Source organism: Acinetobacter terrestris (assembly GCF_004331155.1).
Classification (GTDB): Bacteria; Pseudomonadota; Gammaproteobacteria; order Pseudomonadales; family Moraxellaceae; genus Acinetobacter; species Acinetobacter terrestris.
Window position 1 is genome coordinate 21,989 of the sequence record NZ_SJNZ01000006.1, and the last position, 16,776, is coordinate 38,764.

Annotated in this window: 12 protein-coding genes and 1 riboswitch; of the genes, 8 read left to right on the forward strand and 4 right to left on the reverse strand. The window is 40.6% G+C overall.

Annotation, left to right across the window (positions count from 1 at the left end):
- The first annotated feature begins 51 nt into the window (after positions 1–51).
- Positions 52–256, forward strand: a riboswitch (cobalamin riboswitch).
- Between the two features lie 39 nt (positions 257–295).
- The 5 genes from E0H81_RS04825 (at position 296) to E0H81_RS04845 (ending at position 6,865) form a co-directional block, all read left to right on the forward strand.
- Positions 296–2,164 (forward strand): TonB-dependent receptor plug domain-containing protein, encoded by a 1,869-nt coding sequence (locus tag E0H81_RS04825; RefSeq protein ID WP_131268135.1) that lies wholly within the window; start codon positions 296–298, stop codon positions 2,162–2,164.
- Positions 2,165–2,260: 96 nt separating this feature from the next.
- Positions 2,261–2,839 (forward strand): cob(I)yrinic acid a,c-diamide adenosyltransferase, encoded by a 579-nt coding sequence (locus tag E0H81_RS04830; RefSeq protein ID WP_131268136.1) that lies wholly within the window; start codon positions 2,261–2,263, stop codon positions 2,837–2,839.
- Between the two features lie 257 nt (positions 2,840–3,096).
- Positions 3,097–3,813, forward strand: coding sequence for a glycerophosphodiester phosphodiesterase (locus tag E0H81_RS04835; protein ID WP_131316990.1), 717 nt, complete (start codon positions 3,097–3,099; stop codon positions 3,811–3,813).
- A gap of 339 nt (positions 3,814–4,152) precedes the next feature.
- A complete protein-coding gene (locus E0H81_RS04840) occupies positions 4,153–5,316 on the forward strand; it encodes an acyl-CoA desaturase (protein ID WP_131316992.1) in 1,164 nt (387 codons plus the stop codon).
- Positions 5,317–5,419: 103 nt separating this feature from the next.
- Complete coding sequence (locus E0H81_RS04845; RefSeq protein WP_131316994.1) at positions 5,420–6,865, forward strand: protein adenylyltransferase SelO; 1,446 nt, start codon at positions 5,420–5,422, stop codon at positions 6,863–6,865.
- 57 nt (positions 6,866–6,922) lie between these two features.
- Here E0H81_RS04845 and E0H81_RS15975 read toward each other — a convergent pair whose 3' ends face one another.
- The 4 genes from E0H81_RS15975 to baeS all read right to left on the reverse strand — a co-directional run bounded on the left by E0H81_RS15975 (position 6,923) and on the right by baeS (position 11,912).
- On the reverse strand, positions 6,923–7,999 hold the full coding sequence (locus tag E0H81_RS15975; protein ID WP_171458577.1) for a hypothetical protein: 1,077 nt from the start codon (positions 7,997–7,999) through the stop codon (positions 6,923–6,925).
- A gap of 54 nt (positions 8,000–8,053) precedes the next feature.
- Positions 8,054–9,469, reverse strand: a complete 1,416-nt coding sequence (locus E0H81_RS04855; RefSeq protein WP_244926502.1) for a hypothetical protein — start codon at positions 9,467–9,469, stop codon at positions 8,054–8,056.
- A gap of 96 nt (positions 9,470–9,565) precedes the next feature.
- Positions 9,566–10,252 carry a response regulator gene (locus E0H81_RS04860; RefSeq protein ID WP_081406183.1) on the reverse strand — a complete coding sequence of 229 codons (687 nt, stop codon included), beginning with the start codon at positions 10,250–10,252 and terminating at the stop codon, positions 9,566–9,568.
- Positions 10,253–10,265: 13 nt separating this feature from the next.
- On the reverse strand, positions 10,266–11,912 hold the full coding sequence (gene baeS, locus E0H81_RS04865; protein ID WP_131316996.1) for a sensor histidine kinase efflux regulator BaeS: 1,647 nt from the start codon (positions 11,910–11,912) through the stop codon (positions 10,266–10,268).
- A gap of 138 nt (positions 11,913–12,050) precedes the next feature.
- On the opposite strand from baeS, the gene E0H81_RS04870 reads away from it, so the two are divergent.
- The 3 genes from E0H81_RS04870 to E0H81_RS04880 all read left to right on the forward strand — a co-directional run bounded on the left by E0H81_RS04870 (position 12,051) and on the right by E0H81_RS04880 (position 16,736).
- A complete protein-coding gene (locus tag E0H81_RS04870) occupies positions 12,051–12,683 on the forward strand; it encodes a hypothetical protein (protein WP_131316998.1) in 633 nt (210 codons plus the stop codon).
- Positions 12,684–12,980: 297 nt separating this feature from the next.
- Entirely contained in the window at positions 12,981–14,783 is a 1,803-nt protein-coding gene (locus E0H81_RS04875) for an acyl-CoA dehydrogenase C-terminal domain-containing protein (protein ID WP_131317000.1), read from the forward strand.
- Between the two features lie 171 nt (positions 14,784–14,954).
- Positions 14,955–16,736: an acyl-CoA dehydrogenase C-terminal domain-containing protein gene (locus tag E0H81_RS04880; protein ID WP_131317002.1), complete on the forward strand. Its 1,782-nt coding sequence runs from the start codon at positions 14,955–14,957 to the stop codon at positions 16,734–16,736.
- Positions 16,737–16,776 lie beyond the last annotated feature (40 nt).

Here is a 16,776-nt window from a genome sequence, read left to right on the forward strand (position 1 = left end):
CATCCGGAATAATATTGACATAGATTGTCTAATGTAGACACAAACCTTATACTGCGCGCAATTGCAACGAGTCCAAGCTCAGGCTTTAGGGAAGTTGGTGAGAATCCGACACTGCCCCCGCAACGGTAAAATGAACAACATATCTTTATAAGCTCTCACTTACACCACTGCAGAAATGTGGGAAGGTGGATATGCCAATATTGAAAATCAATATTTATATTTAAGTCCGGATACCTGCTTGTTGCGCCCTCAAACTCAATCATTCACGGGGGGTGAATGTATGGAGCGTAAAAACATGCCTACTCTTTTTCAACCTACTGCACTCGTAGGTGCAATCGCTATTGCAATGGGTTTTTCAACTGCCGTTTCTGCAAATAAAATTCCTGCCAAAACTGCAGTAAATTCATCTTTAGAAACTTTGGTGGTTACAGCCACGCGTTCTGAAGAAAAAATTGAAAATGTGCCTGCACGTATTTCAATTATTAAACCTAAAATGTTGGAACAATCACCAATCGCTGAGTTACCGCACTTACTCATGAATGATGCATCTATTGATATGATGCAGTATGGGGGTTATGGTCAAGCTGCTTCAATTTTTACACGTGGCACAAACTCTCCACACACTTTAGTTCTACGTGATGGTGTTCGCCTAAATACAGGATCTGCTGGTTCTGCCTCATTAGCTTTTATTGATACAACAGATATTAAGCAGATTGAAGTTCTAAAAGGCCCCGCATCTGTTTTATACGGGACAGATGCTATCGGTGGTGTCGTTCAATTGGTCTCAAAAACTCCTGAAAAAACAGGTGCTTTTATTACTGGTGAAATAGGCGAGCATAAAACTTACAAATCTGTAGTTGGAGCTGATCTAGCTGAAAACGGTGTTTATGCACAAATCCGTGGTCAACATTTAGAATCTGAAGGTACTCAAGTTACAGATTTTAAAAATTCAAATGCTAAAACTGGGGCATATGATCAAGAAGGCTTTAGTGCAAAATTTGGTATTGAACAAAAACAGTATGCTGCATCTATAGATTATTCACAAAATGAAGGGACTTCAATTTATACAGATGGTATTTTTGATCCTTCTTATACTCAATTACTTGCTTTAAAAAATAAATCACAAGATTTTAAAAATGAAATCATGAATTTAAAAGGTCGTGTAAATTTAAACGATAAAATTTCAGTCAATGCTCGTGTATCGCAATTTAAAGATGAGCTCATTCAAAATGACGCACCAGATTATGTTGAGAACATCACAAAAGAAGCCGAGCTATACGGTAAATGGCAATTTACACCTCATCAAAATGTGATGGCTGGTGTGTCACATCGAAACACTGAAACTGATTTACTTTCTGTAGATTGGAGTACAGTTCAATATGATAAAGATGTGAGCAGTACGGGATATTTTATCCAGCATCAATATCAGAACAATAATTTGAGTACTCAAGCGGGTCTTCGTGTTGAAGATCACGAAACCTTTGGGACACATACCGTAGGCCAACTTGCTGCACGTTATCAAATTCTGCCATCGACAAGCATTTACAGCAATATCGGTACTGCTTTTCGCGCACCCACCAATAATGATCTTTATGCGGTAGGTTGGGGCGCCAATCCTGACTTAAAACCTGAAGAAAGCATTTCCTATGAGATTGGCTTAGATCAGCACCTCACAGACCACTTTAAACTAGGCTTATCTGCATACCGTAATGAAGTGGATAATCTCATTAGCTGGAAAAACTCTCAAAATATAAATGTAGATAAAGCCACATTAACAGGTGGTGAGCTGAATCTTAATTGGGCTAAAGATGAGCTATTCCTTGATGTAGGTTACGCTTATGTACAGCCTAAAGATAAAGAAACTGATGCTGATTTACCACGTCGAGCTCGTCAGAGCTTAACGCTTACTACAGGTTTGCAAAATGAGGTATATGGTATTAGCACATCTTTATCTGCCAAATCGAAACCTAAAAACGGATCAGGTGTAACAGGTTATGCCACTGTAGATGTAAATACCTACTGGAATATCAACCCGAATGTGAAATTATTTGCCAACATTCAAAACATCGGTGATGTGGAATATAAAAATGCTTCATATGGCGGTAATTACTTTTACGTCAATGGTGGCCGCCTTGCTTCTGCCGGTGTAACGTTCAAATACTAATTCCAGCCAAGTTTAAGTAAATACTTTTGAGGATAATGTCACGCCTATGGCATTATCCTTTTTAAATTGAAATATCTAAAAATGAAGGACATAGCTATGGGCCACCGTTTAAGTAAAATTTATACCCGTACAGGCGATTCAGGCACAACTGGACTAGGCGATGGTTCTCGTGTAGCCAAAGATGATTTGCGCATTGCTGCTTTGGGTGATGTTGATGAACTGAACTCTTGTATTGGTGTTTTACGTTCGCAAATTGCCGTCAGCTCAATTGAAGACAAAGCCCCTTGGGATAAATCGCTGAGCCTGATTCAACATTGGCTGTTCGACCTGGGCGGTGAAGTCTGCATTCCAAACTACAACATGGTCTTGCCTGTTTCAGTTGAATTTCTGGAAAATGAAATTGACCGCATGAATGAAACATTACCTATGCTGAAAGACTTTATTTTACCTGCAGGCACACTTTCATGTAGCTATGCCCATCAAGCACGTTCCGTATGTCGCCGTGCTGAACGCAGCCTGATGACTGTACAAAGTCGCGATCAAAATATTCAAGCGACTTCATTGCAACTTTTAAACCGTCTTTCTGACTGGTTATTTGTGGCATCACGTACCTTGCAACGTGCCGAAGGTGGCTCTGAAGTGCTGTGGCAAAAGAATATTAATGAAACAATCTAAGCTCAGTGCCAGTGATTTATTCGGTTTTTGATTAAAATCATGGTCTTTGCTGCACGCTAAGTCCCATTCACAACCTGTTGAAATTTGATACATAAAGTTTCTGCGAAACAAAAAATAGATGGCTATTGTTAAACAGGTTTTGTGAATGGTGAAGTTTCACTCACTTTTTAAAAGTGACACAATGTGCTCCTTATATGGGATGAATAAATGCTAAGACACCGTTGTGAAAATATAAAATTCCCATAAAAAGGATAAATATGCGAATCATTGGACATCGTGGCGCACGTGGTGAAGCCCCTGAAAACACCTTGGGTGGCTTTCAATATATTCATGACTTAGGTATTCGGGCCGTTGAATTTGACGTTCTCCAACTCAAAGATAACGAACTCGTGATCATGCACGATGACAATTTCCTGCGTACCACAGGTATCGATAAAAATATTTACCAATGTTCCATTTCTGAACTACAGTCCTATAATCAGGCCTCCATTTGGCTAGACTGGAAAAACTTTGAAGTAACCCCTACCCTGCAACATGCCCTTAACATCATGCAGGATTTTGAGCACATTGAAGTTGAAGTCAAAGCGGTTGCAACTATGACTGAAGCTGAAAAACTGGTTGTAGAATTACAAAAACAATTACATGGTTTTGAACAAACCGCCGTGATCACCAGTTTCGATGTAAAAATCCATCAGACTTTAAAACAGCAATACTCTACTTTTAAACGTGGCTTATTGATTGAACAAGACATTAAAGAACGTGCCATAGAGCAGGCTTTAGAACTGGGTTGCTGTCAAATTGGCTGGATGAATGCACTGGCAACAGATGAAATCATTCAAGCAACACAGCAAGCTCATTTAAATATCAGTGTCTGGACGGTAAATGATGTTGACCGTGCCAAACATCTGCAAAGTTTAGGCATTGACGGATTAATTACTGATTTCCCTAAAATGATGTTGCAACACTTTAAATGATGTAAAAGATAGGCAGATGATATCCTTCACTATAATAAAAAGCATGCGTCGACTTAATAAATCTAGACAGAACAATTGCTTATTCTATTGTTTGAATATTTTGTTTTAACTCCTATCGTCGATCTATAAATAAGATGTCGAAACCTTCGATAAAATCAATCAACACAAACCGCTATTCTGTTACTGTTTAGTACAATACGACTGTAGAATAATACTAGTGAAGATTTGTTCGCTCATGCTAATATTGAAACAGTCTTAATCCTTATAAACTGTATTGAATTAAGAAATCATTTATACCTTACCTTTACCTTTTAAAAGGTTCTAGGAGTGCTGTTGGAGATGAATGCTCCCCTACCCAAAGCCCCAATTAACTGGATTGCAGTGTTCGCACTGGTACTTTTACCCATTGTGGCTGTAATCGCTATCCCTCTATATGCTTATCATCATGATTTTAGCTTAGGCGCATGGATTAGTTTATTTGTACTACTCGGTGTGAGTAGTCTAGGGATTACTGCGGGTTATCACCGCTTATGGGCACATCGTGCTTATGAAGCAACCTTGCCATTAAAAATTATTTTAATGCTTATGGGTACTTTTGCCGTTCAAAATAGTATTTTGTTCTGGGCTTCAGGTCACCGTACCCATCACCGTCATGTCGATGATGTTGAAAAAGATCCTTATTCAATTAATAACGGCTTTTGGTATGCGCATATTGGATGGATGCTTCGCAACTATCCAGCAGCAGAATCAAACTATAAAAATGCACCCGATTTGTTAAATGACAAAGTGGTGATGTTCCAGGATAAATATTACATCCCTCTTGTTATTGCTGTACATGCCGTAATTCTCACAACTGTGGGTTGGGCCGTTGGCGATATGTGGGGGGTAATATTATTGGGTGGTTTACTCCGCCTGATCTTGAGTCACCATGTCACTTTCTTCATTAACTCACTCTGCCACATGTGGGGCAAACGTCCATATACTGACGAAAACACTGCACGTGACAATTTCGTTTTGGCGATTGCAACTTGGGGTGAGGGTTATCATAACTATCATCACATCTTCCAGTATGACTACCGAAATGGTGTGAAATGGTGGCAGTATGATCCAACCAAATGGCTGATCTGGTCATGCTCAAAACTAGGTTTAGCAAAGAACTTGCGTCGTATTCCAAGCTTTAATATTAAAAAAGCAGAATTGGCAATGCGCTTTAAATATGCTGAACAGGATTTGGCGGTTTATGGTCACAATGTCAATGAAGATATGGCGACTGCAAAACTCCGTATTGCACAAGAATATGAAGCGTTTACCCAAACCTTAAATGACTGGGCAAAGCTGAAAGAACAAGAGATTCAAGCGAAAAAAGCTTCTGTTGCTGAAAAGATTCACCAGATCGACAGCAAACTTAAAGTGGATTTTCAATTGGTTGAACAACGTCTTTCACATCATCGCAACACTTTAAATATCTTGATGCGTACCATTAAAAAGAATCCAGTTTCTTAATAAAATTTGATTCAATATAAAGCCCCATTGTTGGGGCTTTATTTATTTTGGCAGTTTAAATTTGCTATAGTGATCACATCTCCCCCATTTTTTAGATTGTCCTATGCAATTTAATCCGCGTTATCCATTACTCAGTCCCAAGCTTTTTCACCATCAAATGCCTGTTCCTTTAAAGGGAGCAAAAGCCGGTCATTTTAATGCAGTACTGGCCGATGAATTACAGTGGTCAGATAAAGATAAAGCCCAATGGGTCGAAATCTGTAGCGGGCAAAAAACCTTTGCCGAATTTGAACCGCTGGCGATGGTTTATGCAGGACATCAGTTTGGTCAATGGGCTGGACAATTGGGTGATGGGCGCGGTTTATTAATCGGACAAATTCTGGATAAAAACAATCAGACCATCGACCTGCATTTAAAAGGAGCAGGTTCGACACCTTACTCCCGTATGGGTGATGGCCGTGCAGTTTTACGCTCGGTGATCCGTGAATATTTGGCAGGTCATGCACTCAATGCTTTGGGTATTGCATCCAGTAATGCCGTTGGGTTTACTTCCTCAACTCAAGGCATCCAACGGGAAAAAATGGAACCCGGCGCGATGATGTTGCGGACTTCAGACAGCCATATTCGCTTGGGTCATTTTGAATGGATCAATCAATATCAACCTGAATTACTGCCTGAGTTCGTAGAAAAATGTATTGAATGGCATTATCCAGAATGCCTTCAAGCTGAACAGCCTGTTTTGGCTTTTGCCACCAAAGTCATCCAGCGTACCGCAGTGATGATTGCCAAATGGCAACTGGTTGGGTTTGCCCATGGCGTGATGAATACTGATAATCTCAATATTACAGGATCAACCCTGGACTTTGGACCTTATGGTTTTATGGAGCGTTTCCGTCCGAATTGGATTAACAACCACTCAGATTATCAGGGACGTTATACCTATCAGCAGCAACCGAGTATTGGTCATTGGAATTTATGGACATGGTTGAATAATCTAATTCCATTAGTTAAAGATCCTGCTGAGAAGGAACAGTTCAAAGAAGATCTGTCGAAGTGCTTAGAGCATTTTGAAGCAACTTTTCTGGAACATTACACTCTGGGTTTATGTCAAAAAATGGGACTGCCGAGTTTCCATAAAGACAGTTTTGATTGTGGAATGGCTTTCCTTCGAATTATGCAAGCTGAACAACTGGATTACACCGACAGCTTTATTCGTCTACAAAACAAAGCCTACACCGCCCTTCGTGATGATTGCCTGGATACCCGCCAGTTCGATGCATTCCTTACACAATATCAAGCCATTCGAGCAAACCAGGAAACGGCTGAACTTGATGCTGAAATGCTTAAAGCCAATCCGCAATATATTTTACGTAACCACATGGCACAGACAGCGATTGAACTGGCTGAACGTGATGATTATTCTGAAGTAGAACGACTGTTTAAATTACTCAGTCGGCCTTATATCAAGCAGCCTGAATTGGAAAAGCCTGAAGATCTAGCACCATTACCAAGTGACGTGCCTGAAGTGATGGTGAGTTGTTCTTCATAACAAAAACGGAGCGATATGCTCCGTTTTTTATTATGACATTTTTAATGTTGAAAGATTTTACCAGTGATATTGAGCGTATAGAGAGGCACTAAAACGATGCGCCTGATTGCTCTCTAAATTATCGGTTATATATTTAGCACCAAAATTTTTATGCTGTACCGATAATCCCAAAGCATGTGTTTGCGGTTCTATATGCAGGCCATATTTTAATTGTTTCATTTTCCAAAAGGCATTCAGTTGAGCTAATGTTATATATTCATTTGAAAAACTACTGATACTTGCACTCCACGGCTTAGTTTGAACATCATAGCTAATTTCCGAACTTAATTTAAAGGGCAGTTTTTGACGGTACTGTTTGCTCTTGCTTAACTGTCCACTCAACTCCATTCGGGGACGTTGATTTTGATCATAATGAAGGTTGTAGCGGGTAAATGGGGCATTGTTCCAATATAAATAACTGAATAAATCATCGACCTGAAGATTAATTTTCCAATCCTTTTTAATTTGTCCATGTAAACCAAAATCCAGGGCATAGCCATAACCTTGACTCGTTCTTCCATCCCAGCCTAGCTCATCTTCTTTTAATGCAGGACGGTCATAACTATAATCCAATGAACCATTTAACCAAGCAACCCGATCCATCAATTCAGTCATATTGGTTGTTTGACCTGTTGCTTGGAATTTACCATCTACATAATGACGTCCGATGAGCGCTGTTGCTCCTGTCACAATTGTCCAATCAGGATAAACCTTCCAATCATAGGCAAAACGAGTTCCCACTGTATCGACATGTTGAGCTTCTAATTCTAATTGATTGTATTTATTTGCATCAATTAACTGATCATTTTCAATTTGATAATATAGCTTTGCCATATCATCACTAAAATGAATCTGATAGTCATAAGTCCAAATCCAACCAATAGTCCAATTGTCCTGTTTGGTTTCTAATTTCATTTTCCCATGCGCAAAAGCATTATTACCTTTTTTGAAATTGGGCGTTTCCCAACCATCTAAAAAGGCATGTACACCCACAGGTTCACTATAAATATCTGTATTTATACTGTATTGAATCGTTCTTTCTGCATATGCAGAGCATGGCAAGCTTACAGCCAATATGAATAAATATTTTTTCATTAGATATAAAAGAAGACAGCAAATGCTGCCTTCTTCTCAAAGTTAAGTTTTAGATTAAGGAGCAATATAAGTTATTGTGTCATCATTAAATTTCACGACATATTGCCCAGATGAGTTTTTAGTGAGTGTGCCGTAACTTTTTCCTGAAACCGCAATATTCGCTGAAGTAAAGTTCTCTACATCTGCAATACTGATCGATGCTCCATTTTTATGCTTAATCACACCCGCAATAATTTGATGTTCTTGATCTAAGTCTTTTGCGGTTAACTCAATATCCAATGCATTTTTATCAACGATAACGGCGACAGCAGCTGTACCTTTAGTAAATTCAGCACGTCTTGCAGCAATATCAATGCTAAATGGTGTAGGTACAGCATTGGCGCCTTTTAAATTACCGCTTAATTTGACATTTAAATTCGCATTGATGAAATTAGTCGATGTCTCCTGTCCAGCACTCACATCAATGACTTTAGATAAATCATTATTCAAATTAAATTTGGCGTCTAAATTCAACGATTCCTGCTGATAATTTACAAGACCTTTCAGCACTAACTCCGATGGAATCAATTGTTCAAGCGTTCCTGTACCATTATTAAATATAGCTTTTTTTGCAATTAAAGAAACTTCAGCTAAATTGGCTTTTACACCTGCACTTTCAAATGAAAGCCCTTTTAAACTCATGGTTGCCTGATTCGGAATATCTTCACGGTTTTCCATAGTATCTGCTAGGGTGTAAACTATAGAGGCAGTACTATCAGCAGTGAAACTAAAACTAGCAGTTTGATTTTTAAGATTCGTTGTAGAAATTTTTCCATTATTCTGAATCTTATAATTATAAGTTGTACGGGTTATATCAATAAAAGGTGCTTCTAAAACTAAATTAGAGACCGCAATTTCAGCATCATCACCATAAATTGAGTATGCACGATCGCTATACCAAGAATTTGAGTTATTCCAAGCATTATCAGCATTAATTTTATCCCAATTAAACGCTTGCCAATACTGGACATTTGCATTACCTGAAATGGTAATAGAATCACCGACCACCTTAGCTGTTAAATTATTGCTCTTAAAGTTAAAATCAGATAAATCCCCATAATCATCCGTATTTTGATTCATTAGCGTCTGTATTTGTTGCGCTGTATAAGTCTTGGTCTGACCCTGTGCATCCTGAGTAATAACTTCTGCAATCACTAATAATAAATTTGTTGCACGACTCAAATCTGAAGATGTGTCATTTATTACTTGTGCAGGAACTTTATATTGATCAGCAATATTTTGAAAACCATCATAATAAGAAATAATAGAATTGGTTGTTTTTACAAGTTGTTTTGCTTTTTCTAAATCTGAAGCAGGTGCCGTTACCTGTCCACCCTCTGTTCCACTAGATGAAGATGACCCGCCACCACCACCACAAGCCACTAAAAATACAGAACAACTAAGTGCTAATATTGTTTTTTTAAAAATCATTTTGCCCCTACCCTCTAAAAATTATAAATAAAAAAAAGCTCCTAAAAAATAAAGGCTTTTCAGGAGCTTTACAATGATTTTAAAATTATATTTTAATCAGTCTTCAGGATATTCAAAACGATAACCCACGCCATAAACAGCTTGAATCCATTCATGACGGTTACCGGTTTCCGCAGCATCGGAAATTTTGCGACGCAAGTTTTTAATATGACTGTCAATCACACGGTCCGCCACATCAAAGCTGTCTGGATTAATGTGATCGAGTAGTTGTGCACGTGAATAAACTTGTCCAACATGTTCCAGAAACAACTCAAGCAAACGGAATTCAGTTGGCGTCAAGTTCAAGGTTTTTTGCTGATACCAGATGCGTTGTTGTGCTTTATCCATACGGAACAAGCTGTTTTGTTCAGGTTCTGCATGACGGTCTAGGCGACGTAAAACCGCTTGTACACGCGCAACCAGTTCTTTCGGGCTAAAAGGTTTACAAATGTAATCATCTGCACCCATGTTCAAACCCAAGACACGGTCAATTTCTTCAGTCCGCGCAGTCACCATAATAATCGGTAAATCAGACTGTTCACGCACTTTACGGCAAATGGTTAAGCCATCCATACGCGGAACCATCAAGTCCAAAATCATCAAACTTGGTTTACGCTGAATAAAGCTGTCATAGGCTTCCTGGCCATCATGAAACATGCTGACTTCAAACCCCGCAGCTTCCAGATAGTCCCGCACCAGTTGTGCAAGTTCAACTTCATCTTCAACCAGCATGACATGTTTCATGAATCTCATCCCTTTATTTGTTTAACTGTTTTGGAAATGTCAGTTTGCAACGCAAGCCACCTAATGGAGAATGTTCAAAACTCAATTTCCCACCCAATGCTTGCGCAATTTTACCAGATAATGCCAAACCTAAACCTGTACCACCGGTACTACGTGTCCGTGAATCATCAACACGATAGAAACGCTCGCCTAAACGTGCCAATTGTTCATCACTCAACCCAAGCGGACTGTCATCAACAATCACACTCCAATGGGTCGCCGATTGCTCGGTATGAATGCGAACTTCACCACCCGCTTCAGTATAGCGAATACTGTTGCCAAGTAAGTTGACCATAATTTGTTTAAAACGATCTATATCTAATTGTAAATTCGCACCTTCGCCTTGCACTGAAATCGATAAATCCGCTTGGGCAAACTTGGGTTTGAAGTTTTCAACTTCCTGTAGCACCACCGTCCAGGGATTGACATCGGCCAAATAGCAGGTGAGCTGTTGCGCTTCAGCCTGGGCTAAATCGGCCAGATCCTGAGTCAGTTTTTTCAAGCTGGTGACTTGACGCAGCATCGATTCAAAATGTTCCGGCGTTGGTTTACGAATTCCGTCCTGCATCGCTTCAATTTGAGCTTGCAGTACTGCCAGTGGGGTTTTTAACTCGTGTGAAGTATCTGCCACCCATTGACGGCGTGATTGTTCATGTTGATCCAGAATCACTGCCAGCTGATTAATTTCATTGGATAAATCGCCTAGCTCATCATTACGGTTAATTTTTACCTGATGCTGATAATGCCCTTTGGTCAATTCACGGGTCGCATTTAACAAGCGTTGAATCGGCTTTTTAAAATAAGTCGCCAACAATAGAGCGGCAATTAAACTGGTTAAAAAAGTTAAGCCGTAAATCAGCAGTAAATAGCGTTTTTGATTACTAAAGAAATTAATACTTAAGGCATCATCTTTATCCAGTACCGGTTTCAAACCGAGGTAGCCGACAATTTTATCGTTCACCATAATCGGGCGGTATGAAACCGGAATGTCGGATGGCTCACCGACCACAAATTGTTTATTGGCATCATATAAGGATAATCGGGAACTTAAGCCCAAGCGGTCAGGCATCGAAATAAACTGCTTTTTCTTGCCTTGATTTTGGGTTGCATCCGCTTTTTTATCTGTGCGAAATATATTCTGATTAGAGCTTAAAGGAAATTTGAGGCCTTCAAAAGGCTGATATTCAGAAGGTAAATTCAACTCCATCATGCGGAGTTCTCCCGCATCAACCACCGGTTTGCTTTGTTCTCCCGGGTTCAAACTAGGGGAAACACTCAGCAATGTATTTTCCTGAAAATAACGCTGCTGCAAGGCAATATCATATTGACGACGTAGCCACCAGCGTGACAACTTGTCATAATCATCGGGAGCTGCATCACCTTCAATTTGCAAAATCTGCGCTTGAATCGCATTGCCCCAGTCCTGGTAAACCGTATACACCCCGGCCAAATTACCAATCACATGATCTAGCTTCTGCATTTCAACATCGGCTACATATCTGGCAAAGTTCTTTTGCATGGTCCAATGCAACACCCCCAAGCTAACCGTCGTAATCACCAGAGTCGTGAGTAATACGGTCAAAAACAGGCGTAAGGCAATCGGAACACGGCGAATATTCAAAAGCAAAATCTCAATATTTTCTTCTCAATTTATGATTGTAACCAACACTGTCTAAAAAAACCCTTCATTGTTTCTTCATCATTATTGTTTAATCTTAACTTATTAAATTGATACTATTTTTCATTGGAGATAAAAACAATGAATTCGATGACAAAAATTGCTTTAGTGGGCGCAAGTGTTCTGAGCATAGGTGCTTTGACAGCGTGCCAATCCACCAATACGGTTCAAGACAAAGATAGTGACCACGCTCGCATGATGCACGATCATCATCAAAAGCATGATCGTAAAATGACACCAGAACAGCGTAAAAAGTTCCAGCAAGCACGTGCTGAACGCAAACAGCTGATTGAACAAATTCAAAAAGCCTGTGATAGCAAAGCTGTAGGTACAGCAGTGCAAGTTAAAGCGGGTGACAAAACAATTGATGGCACTTGCGTGATGACATTTAAAGCTGATCATAAAGCAGCTAAACACATGCGTGGCGAACACCGTTCAATGAAAGGTGAACATCGCCCAATGCGTGGTGACATCAACAGCATGCAGATGAAACGCGGTGAACCACTCACCAATGCTCAACGTGCCGAGTTGACCAAGCAGTTTGATCAACGCCTGGCCGAACGACAAGCAAAGCAGCAAGCCATTTTAAAAGCTTGCCAAGGTCAAACCGATGGTAAAGCGGTTCAAGTCAAAGCCGGTGCCCAAACCATCGATGGCAAGTGTGCAATTCGTTTCCAGCCTAAAGCCCCTGTTGCAGTGAAATCTGCTGCATAAATATCGCTTCAAAATTCAAAAAGGTGCTTTCGAGCGCCTTTTTTATTGCTGATCAAAAAAATGGCGATTTGACTATTTATGCCACTTAATAAATCATAAAAGCATTTACACTCAAGATACTTAGCAATTTCAAGTCAGAAATCTTTGACTTTACAGTCACCAAGAAAAAGCATGCAAACGCTTGTGCCCACCCAGAAGATGTAGCACGATTAAGCCATACAAATACGTGTCCTAGAAGGCACGTTCAAATGTTGATTAGGATTATAAGCTGGTTAAACCAGTATTGAGGAAACCGATATGCCACAATACAAAGCGCCCTTACGTGAGATGCAATTCATTCTACATGAACTATTAAATGCTGAACAACATTATGCAAAACTCCCTGCATTTCAAGAAACCGTAAGCCGTGAGTTGGTTGATCAATATTTAGAAGCTGCTGCTGACTTCTGTGAAAATGAACTTTCTCCTCTTAACCAAGTCGGCGACCGTGAAGGTTGTACTTGGAATGACGGTGTTGTAACCACACCGACCGGCTTTAAAGAAGCATACAAAAAATATATCGAACTTGGCTTCCCATCGTTATCTGCGGATGAACAATATGGCGGTCAAGCTCTACCAAATTCTTTAGGTATTACCATTTCTGAAATGGTCGGTACTGCAAACTGGTCTTGGGGTATGTACCCTGGTCTTTCTCATGGTGCGGTACGTACTTTGGAACACCATGGTTCGCAAGAACAAAAAGATACTTACCTGCCTAAACTTGTTTCAGGTGAATGGACAGGTACCATGTGCCTGACAGAATCTCATGCAGGTTCTGACTTGGGCATTATCCGTACCAAAGCTGAACCGAATGCTGATGGTAGCTTTGCAATTTCTGGCGAGAAAATCTTTATCTCTGCTGGTGAACATGACATGGCTGACAACATCATCCATATCGTTCTTGCTCGCCTTCCTGGTGCACCGAAAGGCACGAAAGGCATTTCGTTGTTCATCGTACCTAAATTCAATGTAAATGCAGACGGTTCAATTGGTGAACGTAATGCAGTACGTTGTGGTTCAATTGAACACAAAATGGGTATTCATGGTAACGCAACGTGTGTGATCAACTTTGATAAAGCACAAGGTTTCCTGATTGGTCCTGAAAACCGTGGTCTAAACTGCATGTTCACCTTCATGAACACTGCACGTATTGGTACTGCTGTACAAGGTCTTGCAGCTTCTGAAGCATCTTTCCAAGGTGCACTTGCCTATGCGAAAGATCGTTTGGCAATGCGTTCACTTTCAGGTGTTAAAGCGCCAGAAAAAGAAGCAGATCCAATTATTGTTCACCCTGCTGTGCGTAACATGCTTTTAACTCAAAAAGCATATGCAGAAAGTGGTCGTGCACTGGTTTACTTATTGGCTCAATACGCTGATGTGGTTGAACACGGTACAACGGAAGAAGAACGCAAATCTGCGGACAACATGTTGTCACTTCTTACTCCGATTGCAAAAGCATTCTTGACTGAAACAGGTTCTGAATCTGCGAAACACGGTGTTCAAGTGTTCGGTGGTCATGGCTTTATTTCTGAACATGGTATGGAACAAATCGTACGTGATACACGTATCGCTTGCCTATACGAAGGGACTACTGAAATTCAGGCGCTTGACTTGTTAGGCCGTAAAGTTTTGGGTACTCAAGGTGCAATGTTGAAAGACTTCACCAAGATCATCCACAAATTTGCTGAAGCAAACAAAGACAATGCTGCAATGAAAGAATTTGTTGAACCGCTTGCTGCTCTAAATAAAGAGTGGGGTGATTTAACCATGCAGATTGGTATGCGTGCAATGCAAAATCCGGATGAAGTCGGTGCAGCTGCAGTTGATTACCTGTACTTCTCTGGTTATGTAACCCTTGCTTACCTATGGGCTCGTATGGCGCTTCTTGCTCAAGAAACACTTGCTGCTGGTACGACTGACGTTGACTTCTACAACGCCAAAGTAACCACTGCCCGTTTCTACTTCAAGAAAATCCTTCCACGTGTACGTTCACACGTAGACGTGATTGCAGGTGGTGTAGAGCCATTACTTGCTTTAGATGCTGAACATTTCGCATTCTAATTTTTATCAAGTTTTAACTTGATCAACAGGAGAAGGACGGTCATTGATTTGGCAGTCCTTTTTCTTTATAAAAGATGCAAAAATTAATCTTTAGTCGTCTAACAACAATATTTTCCATCGCTTAGACTCAACTAAACCAAACTGAATCAAACAATAAACAGGTAATACTTTATGCCAATTTATAATGCACCGCTTGCCGATATGAAATTCATCCTGAATGATGTTTTTAATGCAGAGCAATTCTGGCAAGCCAATGAAAATCTTACCCATGTGGATGCTGCAACAGCTGAAGCCATTCTTGAAGAAATGGCAAAATTTGCCCAAAACGTCACTTTACCGATTAACCGTAGCGGTGATGAAGAAGGCGCGAAAATTGAAAATGGCAAGGTCACCACCCCTGCAGGCTTTAAACAAGCATTCAAACAATATGCAGATGGCGGTTGGATTGGCTTAGGTGCAGATGAAGAATGGGGCGGCCAAGGCATGCCGAAAATGCTGACGGTACTTGCGGACGAAATGCTGTTCGCAACCAATCCATCATTCCTGCTTTATCCGCTTCTTTCTGTGGGTGCAGGTATGGCACTCAACAGCTATGCATCTCAAGAGCAAAAAGAAACCTATTTACCTAAAATTTATTCGGGTGAATGGTCAGGCACCATGTGCTTGACTGAACCGCACGCAGGTACAGACTTAGGCATTATCAAAACTAAAGCTGAACGTAATGAAGATGGTACTTACAACATTAGCGGTACCAAAATCTTTATTACCGGTGGTGACCACGACTTAGCAGAAAATATCATCCATCTGGTTTTGGCTAAAACTCCAGATGCACCTGCAGGTTCACGCGGCATTTCATTGTTCATCGTACCGAAGTTCCTGGTGAATGAAGATGGTTCTCTAGGTGAGCGCAACCATGCAGGTCCTGGTTCAATTGAACACAAAATGGGGATCAAAGCCTCTGCAACGTGTGTAATGAACTTCGATGGTGCCAAAGGTTACCTTGTAGGTAAGGAAAATGAAGGTTTGGCAGCCATGTTCGTGATGATGAACTACGAACGCCTATCGATGGGGATCCAAGGTCTAGGTGCGTCTGAATTTGCCTATCAAAATGCAGCGCAATATGCGACTGACCGTATTCAGGGCCGTAGCGCTTCCGGAATTCAATCACCAGCCAAAGCTGCGGACAGCATCTTGGTACATGGTGATGTACGCCGTATGCTGCTCAATGCCCGTGCCAACAACGAAGCATCGCGCGCATTTGCAGTTTATGTGGGTCAGCAACTGGATATCACCAAGTTCTCTACCGATGCTGAAGCAGTCAAAGCGGCCAATAACCGCGTTGCCCTGCTTACCCCAATTGCAAAAGCCTATTTAACCGATACTGCTTTTGATGCGGTGATTGATGCGCAAATGGTGTTTGGTGGGCATGGTTATATTCGTGAATGGGGCATGGAACAGTGTGTACGTGACTTACGTATTGCGCAAATTTATGAAGGTACCAATGGCGTTCAGTCGCAAGATTTAATTGGTCGTAAAACCATTAAATGTAATGGTGAATTCATTGCTGAATACATCCAGGAGATTCGTGACTTCGCCAACAGTCTAGATGCTGATCTTAACTTCATTAAAGATGCAACCTTGGATGCCGCAACTGAAGTAGAATCGGTGACTCAATACGTGATTGAAGCTGCACATGAAAACATTGAATTTCCGAACTCTGCTGCTGTAGATTACCTGCACGCTGTCGGTCTTTTAAGCTTCTCTTATATGTTCGCAAAAATCGCAAATGCGGCGAAATCGAAAGATGGCGAATTCTATCAAAACAAAGTAGCACTTGCTAAATACTTCGCGCAACGTATTTTACCAGAACTTGCTCTGCGCATTACTAAGGTAAAAGCAGGTCCAGAAGTGATCATGAACTTTAGTGAAGATTACTTCACCAACCAGTCTTAATTTAATGCAATAAAAAACGCCTGCATTGTCAGGCGTTTTT

Coding starts and splice junctions, on each gene's coding strand:
- E0H81_RS04845 (WP_131316994.1), top strand. CDS start 5,420: ATGCAATTTAATCCGCGTTATCCATTACTCAGTCCCAAGCTTTTTCAC.
- E0H81_RS04860 (WP_081406183.1), bottom strand. CDS start 10,252: ATGAAACATGTCATGCTGGTTGAAGATGAAGTTGAACTTGCACAACTG.
- E0H81_RS04855 (WP_244926502.1), bottom strand. CDS start 9,469: ATGATTTTTAAAAAAACAATATTAGCACTTAGTTGTTCTGTATTTTTA.
- E0H81_RS04870 (WP_131316998.1), top strand. CDS start 12,051: ATGAATTCGATGACAAAAATTGCTTTAGTGGGCGCAAGTGTTCTGAGC.
- E0H81_RS04880 (WP_131317002.1), top strand. CDS start 14,955: ATGCCAATTTATAATGCACCGCTTGCCGATATGAAATTCATCCTGAAT.
- E0H81_RS04835 (WP_131316990.1), top strand. CDS start 3,097: ATGCGAATCATTGGACATCGTGGCGCACGTGGTGAAGCCCCTGAAAAC.
- E0H81_RS04830 (WP_131268136.1), top strand. CDS start 2,261: ATGGGCCACCGTTTAAGTAAAATTTATACCCGTACAGGCGATTCAGGC.
- E0H81_RS15975 (WP_171458577.1), bottom strand. CDS start 7,999: ATGAAAAAATATTTATTCATATTGGCTGTAAGCTTGCCATGCTCTGCA.
- E0H81_RS04875 (WP_131317000.1), top strand. CDS start 12,981: ATGCCACAATACAAAGCGCCCTTACGTGAGATGCAATTCATTCTACAT.
- E0H81_RS04840 (WP_131316992.1), top strand. CDS start 4,153: ATGAATGCTCCCCTACCCAAAGCCCCAATTAACTGGATTGCAGTGTTC.
- E0H81_RS04825 (WP_131268135.1), top strand. CDS start 296: ATGCCTACTCTTTTTCAACCTACTGCACTCGTAGGTGCAATCGCTATT.